Origin of the sequence: Anaerostipes sp. Marseille-Q3525, from assembly GCF_018223505.1 — a bacterium.
Taxonomy (GTDB): Bacteria; Bacillota; Clostridia; order Lachnospirales; family Lachnospiraceae; genus Anaerostipes; species Anaerostipes amylophilus.
Genome location: NZ_JAGTTT010000047.1, coordinates 1 through 9,616, shown reverse-complemented (window position 1 = coordinate 9,616; position 9,616 = coordinate 1). Strand labels below are relative to the sequence as shown.

The window sequence follows — 9,616 nt, the reverse complement described above, 5'->3', positions numbered from 1 at the left end:
ATTATATATATAATACAGATAATTTCCTTCTAGAGATAAGCCGCCTTTATTTACTCTCTTAAATGTTACGATTACTGATTTTTCTTTACTTTGTTTATTTACTTTTATAATTTTTTTACCATTTTCTATGTAAAAAACATAACTTTTATTTTCTACAACTGGATTTATGATTCTTAATGATCCATACCCATCATCACTTTTTATCTGCATTTTTTTAACATCTAAAATTTGAGATAATTTTCTATTAGAATTAACTTGTTTTTTCGTCGTCTTTCCATTACAAGCAGTCAGCATTATTAAACAGAAAATTAATAACAGATATCTAGTTTTTCTTTGTTTCATGTTCTTCCTCCTCATTGTATAAATTTCAAATTCCATACCGCCTTGTTATCTTTTGCAATTTTCTTGCAACTTCTACCCTCTGAATCTTTTTTCTTGTTTTCTGACTTCATAAGGTCTGCTTCATTTGTCACTTCTTTGTTTACATGTCCGTTGGCATCTTTAACACTGGTCGTGGTCTTTCCATCCGTTCCCATGTCATAAGGAATACTGTTACTGATGGTTTCGTTTCCATTCTTTCTGCTGACACCTGTGACACGGTTCTGGTCATCATAAGTATAGATTGTGACATTTCCATCGGTAACAGCACTCTCATTTTTCCATTGACATCATATGCAGTCTCATTAATAATGGTATCTTTTCCTATAGTAATACTGTCTCCATCAACAACCGGCTGGCTGATCGTATGAGTTATTTTTATAACCATCTATGATTGTCATATCTTTTTAAGCATCAAATTTCTCTGGTAACTGTCTCTTTGTCATATCTAATAATTTTACCATACTGGCTGCACATTCACCTTTCTAATCAACTTTCCATCATAAGAATAAATATACATTTTCCTGTTTTTATAGTCTTCACCTGTTATGTCTATTACTATATATGATTTTGTAAATATGACTGATGTCCACGCACTATTCTTATTATTTTTGCTTTCAGATGCAATCTTTTTAATTTCACCTGTCTTTATATCTAACATAAAAACGTCCATATTATTTGTACTATAGTATAATTTGTTATTGTCTATCTTCAGACTATCATTTAAAAAGTCTTCTTCTTTTTTCAGATCTTTTATATAATATTTTTTCTTCTTACTCTTTTTATCATATGAATAAACATTTAACCCATCCGTTACCATGAAATGTTCATTATCTATATATCCTACCCACATAATATCTCCCTTATTTTTACATTTCACGATGGTTTTATCACTTAGATTTATTTCATAGATTTGCTTATCTACATTATTGTATGTATACAATTTTCCATGATCCTGTCTTAATATATAGGAGAATTCGCCTTTTAGAAAAACTTCTGTTTTCCCTGTTTTTAAATTTTTTCTATATATATTATTTTTAAAATCACTTGCCCCACTTTCTTTTAAATAATACATATATTCTGGTGATATGGTGCAAATTCCTGCCTGATCCAACTCTTCTTTGCCAAAGCCAAATCCTTTTGTCTTTTTGGAATATAATTCAATTCCTTCTTCCGCTCCAAATCTGTTATAATAAATTTTTTGTTTATTTAGTATAAATTTACTTCCAAATCCATAATAAGGAATCATACTACTTTTTATTAACTTCCATTTATTATGTTCAACGTCATATAAATACAATCTGTTCCATGGCGTTGTTGGAAATGTTGTTACCCCACCTGTATCAAGTAAGATTTTATCTTCTTGTGTATATTCGTTCATATTTGAGATTATTGAATCAACTTTCATTTGAGGCAGATATTGAATTGCTAATAAAATTCCATTAATTACTATTAATACAAAAATTATCTTTACTATTAAAACTATTTTTTTTCTTATCATTATATCATCTCCTCACATTAAATCGAGTAGGAGGCGGTGACTAACCGCCGTCCTCTCACAGCACCGTACGTACCGTTCGGTATACGGCGCTTTCAATAGTTGACGTGCACTGACTGATAGGCTATGGCTAAATCATAAAAGCCACGGCGTATAACTTAAGGTAGCGTAGTCCTTATGAAATCTGATATTTTTTATATTATTAAATTTATCGCGATTATTCTAGCTACTTTTCTGATTTTGCTATTCTTCCTTGTTTTATTGTATCTCTTTTTCCTCGTTTTCTGACTTCGTAAGGTCTACAGGACCCAATGTGGTCAACTCATGAAAATGTTCTAACATAAGCAGAACCTCTTAGATTTAATACCTTTACTAATTACTTTTTATACCAATCTATAATTTTTTCTACTCCCATTTCTTTGGCATACTCATATATTGTTTCCGTTCCGCCCTTATAATTTTTATCCTTTAACTTCAAAAACAATTTATAAGCATAATCTTCATTTCCCTCATTCATTGCTTCTATCACTGCCTGCTTTATATACCAGTCAGATCGTAAGTCTAAATATTTTAATACCAGCTCTGCCATCTTCACATTTCCTGTCTGTGCTGTTTTTAGCAGGGCTTCTTGATTATCCATACCTGCTTCCAATAATTGTTTTGCTGTTGTTATTTGATCTTTCGATATAGCATATAACAAAGCATCTTCTCCAAAGCGATTTTTGTGTGTCAGTTTTAGGTTTTGAGCTAACAAGTTATTTAACAGCTTTTGATTTCCATATCCCGCTGCTATCATAAGCATTGTATTTCCATCTTTATCTGTAAGTTTTGCTTCTTCTTTTGTCCCCTCTGTTTTCTGTCCTCTTGCTGCCTTTAAGAGAACCTTTTGTTCTGCTGTCATATCTGTTTCTGGATTCTGGTTTAATTTATCATATACCCAATCCAAAACCTTATAATTGCAACTTGCTGCTTTCCATCGATAATTCCAAGGCTGTATCACAGCATTTTTTGTTTCTTCCGTTATAACCGCACCCATTTTTATTTCATCTTTTAATTGTTTAAGAATCTGCTTCTCTGAAAGATCACTCCTAATTGCAAATTCTAGTACGCCTTGTCCTTCATTATTTCTTTTACTTATATCAGCTCCATTGTCTTTCAATTGATGAAAGATCTTCATATTGCCTGTATAAGATGCTATCATCAACAAAGTATTTCCTTGTGCATCTGCATAATTTATATTTGATTTGTCTTTGAGTTGCTTTATAATCTTCTGCTCATCAATCTCTTGTTTTAGAATGGAAAGATATAGTGGATTGTTGTCTTTTTTTGAGTAAAAAGATTCCCCTGTGTTATCTCTTTCATCATATTGTTTATTCTTTGACAGATTTATTTTTGTGCCATTGATATAAACAATGTTTTCTGATTTCCAGACAATATATGCCCATGAAGTATTTGGCTGCCAGTATATGTTTTTCTTTGTTTGATCATTTTTAAGTTCTACTAATACGGAAGCATTTTCTTTGTTTGTATCTGCTGTATATACATTAAGTTGATGATTCTTAGATGGTGAATATGTTGTAAACAATCTTCTTTTTAATTTGATTGTATCTATCTTATTGGATTGCGTAAAATATATATATGCTAAAATGATGATACATGGAATTATAAGTAAAATTAATTGGTATCGTTTCTTTGTGAATCCCTTTTTCATACCTTTTTCCTCCGTTCCTTATCATTTATATCACAATCTTGTATTGGAATCAGGCTTTGCACCTGATTCCAATAGGCTATTTAACATGTCCATTTCCACTCTCAATCTCTCTGACAGCTAATTCTAACGGCTTCGTTTTTGATGATATTTTGATTGTTTCTTTTGCAAGTTCTGCATGATTTTTCAATGCTTCCTTTACGCCTTGCATATTGGGATTGCAAATAGAATCGTATAACTGTTTTTTGGATATATCCTTGTCTTTATCTTTACTAATTATGCTCCCGTGGCAAACCTTGCGATATAAAATATAGCATGTCGTTCAACCAGCCAGCGATCTAATACTCCTTGTGTAGCTTTATCTACAGGATATGGTTCTATAATATATGCCTTCTGATTTGACTTCAATTTATGGCTCTTATCTAATATTAAACTTCCTGTTATTGCCTCTTTAGGATATCCTGATATAAATACACTAAAGCGAACAGCGCCTTTATCTGTCATAAAACTATAGATTAAAAGGATTATGATAACTCCATAAATTAGAAATTTTCTTATTTTATCCATAATTCATCCTCCTATAATTAATCATTTAAAATGAATTATTCTATGATTTTCAGCATCACTCCTTTGTTTACATGTACGTTGGCATCTTTGACACTAGTCATAGTTTTTCCATCCGTTCCCATATCATATGAAATACTGTTATTGATGGTTTCGTTTCCATTCTTTCTGTCTACACCTGTGGCATAGTTCTGGTCATCATAAGTATAAGTTGTGACATTTCTGTTCCCATCATCTGCCGTCTTATTGATAATCGTATCTTTTCATTTAACTATGTTTCTTTGTTTTATTGCACCTCTTTTTTCCGACTTCGTAAGATCCACGAGACCTTAAATTTGTATCCTACCTATTTCATAAAATCTATTCTATTTTCTTTACATAAAAAGCAACTAATATATTCAAACAAAATAGAAAAAACCTAGCACTCCTCCTAAAACTATAAAAAGTATTTTATATTTCATATATTTCTTACCTGTAAGGCAAAAAACTATTACTAAAATTAATAAATTGATAATAATTGCTAACAAAAATTGGTTCTCCCATTGATAAGAAATCAAAGTAAATGAACAATACATAACAGGTAATCCTGATAAAATTAATGATAAAATGCCTTCTTTATGATAATAATATAGAATTATTCCTAGTCCTCCAAAAATCACAGGAATAATAATCGCTTCACCTAATCCACATAAAATATAATCATAATTCTGTTTTCCAAATTCAAAAAAAAGTTCTATATTCTTAATCCATGTTGAACCAATAACAAATGATAATCCAAATATGGCACAGTTTATACCTAATTTTATTTTCTCCTTAGTTATTACCATAATAATCGTAATAACTAACACAATAAAAACGCCATCACCTAGAATACATTCTAAACTGATTGACATATCTGTTCTTCTTGATGTTAAATATCCTAGTACAATTCCACACAACAAAATAATTACTTTTTTTAAATACATTACAATTTTCTCCATCTCTATATCTCCTCTTTTTTATACTTCAATAACATCATTAAGGTTTATATTTTTTTAATGGATTTTCATGATTATAATAATTTCGCTTTCCTCCATATCTAGGATAATACACTTTTTTCTTTTTATCATATCTATAAGATAATCCATATGGATAACTAGATGCATACACAACACATTGACATTTTTTAGCCATAATTTTAGCCACACTATTTTTGTCTCCTATTCCTCCCTTACATGAAAGCAATACTATCTTCTTTTTTATTTTTTTCTTTTTTAAAGCTAACAACTCTTTTAAATTCATATCAGAACCATCAAAATACAAACAACTAACCCCACCATGCAAATATAAATATAATTCAGATGTTCCTTTTGGTATTTTATCCCACTCTTTTTTAAATTGTGCTTTTTTAATCACAGATTTAAATGTAACTTGACTATTCTTATAATATGGAGAATGCATTGCTTGTTTCTTAAAATCCTTCCCTTTTTTATTATAATAAATTACTGTTTTAGCCTTATGTCCACTAGGATCCACATAATTCACCGGATTATTCGCACAATAAGCATATAAATGTCCTGTCTCTGGTTTAGCAGTCTCTCCTCGATAAGTATCCTCTGTCACAAACCGTCCATCTTCTGGATTATAATACCTTGCATTCAGATAATAAAGCCCTGTACTATGATCATAGATTCCTCCAGTATAACAAACCTCATTCTCTGCTTTGTTATCTCCGTTGATCGTTGTCTCTCCAAAGTCTGTATACCGGTATGTTGCATCAGCACTTCCATCTTCTTTTACAAGACTTGTGGTACTTCCCTGGATATCTTTATGATACAACAGATAGTCCGTATGGTCACTTCCATATCTCTGTGTTGCAAGGATATTTCCGTCGGTTCCGATCAGGTTCTGGGATGTCTGGCTGTTCTCTCCATCGGTTGTGTAAGAAACTACTCCGTCCTGATAGTAATAGTTCGTCGTTTTGCTTCCTTCCACTTTCTGGATTCTCTGTCCGTCTCCGTTATAATGGTTCTGCTGGATCACAGCTGTCTTTCCGTCTTTGTCGGTCACAGATACTTTGCTTAAGCGGTTCTCTGCATCATAAGTATAAGATTCCGTCTGTCCTGTCTTTGTGTTTTTGACATCCGTCTGGTTTCCATTGGCATCATAGCTGTACTGGCGGACTTCGTCAACTGCGGTTCCTTTTTCTTTTGTTGCTGTCTGTAACTGATCCAGTCCGTTATAGGTATACGCTGTCTGTGTGGTTCCATCATCTTCTGTGGTTCTGTTTCCAGCTTTGTCATAAGTATAGGTAACGGTCTTTGTCTTGTCATCGTTCTTATGATCGGTTGTCACAGTCTTTGTCAGTCGTCCGAGTGCATCATAAGTATAGGCTTTTGTCTCATTGACTTTATCCGTATCTTCTTTTGGATAGTTATTGACTTCTGTTTTCTCTGTGTATTGGAATTCTTGTCATAACTGTAGCGGTAAGATTCCATCACTTTGTCTGTCTCAAGATCTGTGTACGTCATCTCTTTGACACGGTCCAGGCTGTCATAAGTGTAGGCTTTCTTCACTGCCTGATCACTGCTGTTTAACAGATCTCTGTAGTCTTTGATCTCTTTGACTTTTCCATAGCTGTCATAAGTATAGCTTCGTACCGTCTTTTCTGTACTGCCATCTCCTGACTGGATCTCTCCTTTGATCTTTGTCAGCCATCCGTTCTGGTCATATTCATATGCTAAAGCCTGAACTCCATTCTTGGTCGTTGGATAGGTAACCTTTGTAAGCTTTCCATCACTGTCATAATGGTATCTGATCTGGTGTTCTTTGATTTCATCCGCTGTCGGTGCGTTTTCCTGACTTAATTCTGCATATCCTGTTGTCTGTCCTCTGCGGTCATACTGATATTCTGTGTAACGTACAGTTGTTTCTTCTGCTCCGTCGATCTGATAGTCAATACTTTCCAACAGTCTGTCGTTGATATCATAGCTGTAGACCGTCTTTAAGGTCTTCTCTCCGATACTTTCTCCTGCTTCCCCTGCTTCATAAGATTCTGTCTTGATCAGGCGGTTCTTCCTGTCATAATCAAATGTCTTATAGCCGCCGTCTGCATAGGTTTCCCTGATCTTGTTTCCGTTTGTGTCATAACTGTCGGCTGTTGTGATCTGTTCTTCTCCGTCTCCAAGATCCGTAGTGCTTTCTGTCAGTCCTGCTTCATTTGTCACTTCTTTGTTGACATGTCCGTTGGCATCTTTGACACTGGTCGTGGTCTTTCCATCCGCTCCCATATCATAAGAAATGCTGTTGCTGATGGTTTCGTTTCCATTCTTTCTGCTCACACCTGTGACACGGTTCTGGTCATCATAAGTATAGGTTGTGACATTTCCGTTTCCATCGGTCACAGCACTCTCATTTCCATTAACATCATATGCAGTCTCATTGATGATCGTATCTTTTCCTGTGGTGATACTGTCTCCATCAACCACTGGCTGGCTGATCGTATGGGTTGTTTTTCCTTCCTTATTGTATAACGTCAGGGAGATCTTTCCTTCTCCATCGGTGCTGCTTCCAAGTGTGACCGCTGCGATCTCTTTTCCATCGTCAGTAAAGACATGATCCGTATAGATACCGCTGCTTAAGCTACGGACTGCATTGCCTGCATGGTCTGTCCATGTCTTGTCTGTCACGGTTCCATTGACTTTGGTTGTCTGTACCTGAAGATCCTTATAGGTCTTTGTTCCTGCCAGGGTATGGATCACGGCAGTTTCATATCCATAAGAGGTTTCTGTTGTTTTTGTCGCATCGTCTGCATCTTCCTTTGCAATGGTTACTCGGTTTCTATTGTCATAATGATACTCGGTTGTAACCCCTGCACTGCTTGTTTCTGATGTGACTGAGCCGTTTGCATTATAGCTCTTTGTTTCTGTCTGAACAATGTCCTTTCCTTCCTGATCTGTCAGGGATCTTTCTGTTTCTACTGCACGTCCCATAAAGTCATAGGTGATCCTTGTCACTTCTCCTGTATTCCGGTCAGTACTTGAAACTTCCCTTCCCATCGCATCATAAGAAGTTATAGCTTCCTGTGTCATTTTTCCCTGTGTGCTTGTTAATGTCTCACTGACTTTGTGGTCTGCTTCTTCTCTCTGTGTAACATACTTAAGGTACCGTAGCCCTTATGAAATCTGATATTTTTTATATTATTTGGTTTATTATGATTTTTCTACTTACTTTTCTGATTTCACTACGTTTTCGTGTTTTATTGCATCTCTTTTTCCTTGTTTTCTGACTTCATATGGTCTACGAGCACTTAAATTTATTCGAGCACTTAAATTTATTATTCTGGAATGGATCCGAAGAAACCAAAATGACCAGAAAACGTATGGCGAATTATTCTTCATGTTCTGTGATGATATTCAGGACATGGAACTAACCAATGCACTGCAGAGCCTTATGGCTCTGTTTGTGGAACACATTTTAACATTATCCGCTGATATCATATCTATTATAAAATGTAAAGTAAGTGAATGGATTGCATCTCAAGCCACATTTATTCAGGCTTTATTTAGCGATATTAGCTGGGAAAGTTGAGTTACTATTAATACAAAAATAATTTTCAATACTTGAAATATTCTTTTCCTTATCATTTATATCACATCCTTGTATTGGATTGTGAAAGGATTTTCCAATTTTGCTTTAGAAATGCTTTCTTTTTATTGTATAAGTTCCAAATTCCATACCGCCTTGTTATCTTTTGCAATTTTCTTACAGCTTCTACCCTCTGAATCCTTTTTCTTACTATCACCTCCATGCTTTTTCAGATATTTCAAAATTTCTTGACTTTGTGATGCGCACGCTGTCTGTAATGCTGTAGAAGAATAATTTTCAGTTTCTTCTTTTACATATTTATTGATATCTGCTCCTTGTTCGACAAGATAACGTACCATTGTGTAATCCCCAATATCAACTGCTGTCTGTAATAAATATTCTTTTCTGACTTTTCCTTTTGTCATTTTGTTTTCTAGTATTTTTCTTGCAATATCACTTTCTCCATTCCAGATTATTTCCTGCAATTCATCTTCTTTTACTTTTATCCCCTGCTCATATCCGTAATTTTGATAGGTGTCATATATTTCTTCTTTTGTTGGCTGATGACCTAAAGATTCCAGTGTTTTAAAAGATTTTTTATCGCCGAAAGCTAAAATAAATTCCCATACATCACAAGGTTTTCCGTGATGATTTTTCTTGAAATTCACTTTGTCTTTTTCTATCAAAATCTTTGCTTTGTCTAAGTTTCCTGCTACAATCGCAAAATCAACTGCTCTCACTTTATAATAATCTGCCTTTGCTTTTGAATCTAATTGTTGTTCTAACAAATATTTTACTACTGAAGAATGATTGCATAGTGCTGCGATCTGCAATAATCCTACTTTATCTGAGTCTTTCCAAGCAAAATCATATCCTTGTTTTTTCATGATCTTCAATGTATC

10 protein-coding genes are annotated in these 9,616 nt (G+C 34.0%); all 10 read right to left on the bottom strand.

From position 1 onward, the window contains the following. Positions 1–342 (bottom strand): hypothetical protein (locus tag KE503_RS13655; RefSeq protein ID WP_212385582.1); only part of this gene is annotated, 342 nt, incomplete at its 3' end. 139 nt (positions 343–481) lie between these two features. Beyond that, the gene (locus KE503_RS14620; protein WP_242852121.1) at positions 482–766 is read right to left on the bottom strand and encodes a hypothetical protein; all 285 of its coding nucleotides are present in this window, start codon (positions 764–766) and stop codon (positions 482–484) included. A gap of 69 nt (positions 767–835) precedes the next feature. Further along, positions 836–1,879 carry a hypothetical protein gene (locus KE503_RS13645; protein ID WP_178468753.1) on the bottom strand — a complete coding sequence of 348 codons (1,044 nt, stop codon included), beginning with the start codon at positions 1,877–1,879 and terminating at the stop codon, positions 836–838. Between the two features lie 373 nt (positions 1,880–2,252). Further along, the gene (locus tag KE503_RS13640; RefSeq protein ID WP_055196894.1) at positions 2,253–3,587 is read right to left on the bottom strand and encodes a DUF5412 family protein; all 1,335 of its coding nucleotides are present in this window, start codon (positions 3,585–3,587) and stop codon (positions 2,253–2,255) included. 76 nt (positions 3,588–3,663) lie between these two features. Then, positions 3,664–3,795: a hypothetical protein gene (locus KE503_RS14750; RefSeq protein ID WP_262568474.1), complete on the bottom strand. Its 132-nt coding sequence runs from the start codon at positions 3,793–3,795 to the stop codon at positions 3,664–3,666. 65 nt (positions 3,796–3,860) lie between these two features. Further along, on the bottom strand, positions 3,861–4,151 hold the full coding sequence (locus KE503_RS13635) for a hypothetical protein (protein ID WP_055196893.1): 291 nt from the start codon (positions 4,149–4,151) through the stop codon (positions 3,861–3,863). A 395-nt stretch (positions 4,152–4,546) separates the two neighbouring features. After that, entirely contained in the window at positions 4,547–5,128 is a 582-nt protein-coding gene (locus KE503_RS13630) for a hypothetical protein (RefSeq protein WP_009204611.1), read from the bottom strand. A gap of 37 nt (positions 5,129–5,165) precedes the next feature. Beyond that, positions 5,166–6,482, bottom strand: a complete 1,317-nt coding sequence (locus KE503_RS13625) for an RHS repeat domain-containing protein (protein ID WP_212385580.1) — start codon at positions 6,480–6,482, stop codon at positions 5,166–5,168. Between the two features lie 8 nt (positions 6,483–6,490). After that, positions 6,491–8,218, bottom strand: coding sequence for an RHS repeat protein (locus KE503_RS13620; RefSeq protein WP_212385578.1), 1,728 nt, complete (start codon positions 8,216–8,218; stop codon positions 6,491–6,493). 621 nt (positions 8,219–8,839) lie between these two features. After that, positions 8,840–9,616: ankyrin repeat domain-containing protein (locus KE503_RS13615; protein WP_212385576.1), on the bottom strand; the 777-nt coding region annotated here is incomplete at its 5' end.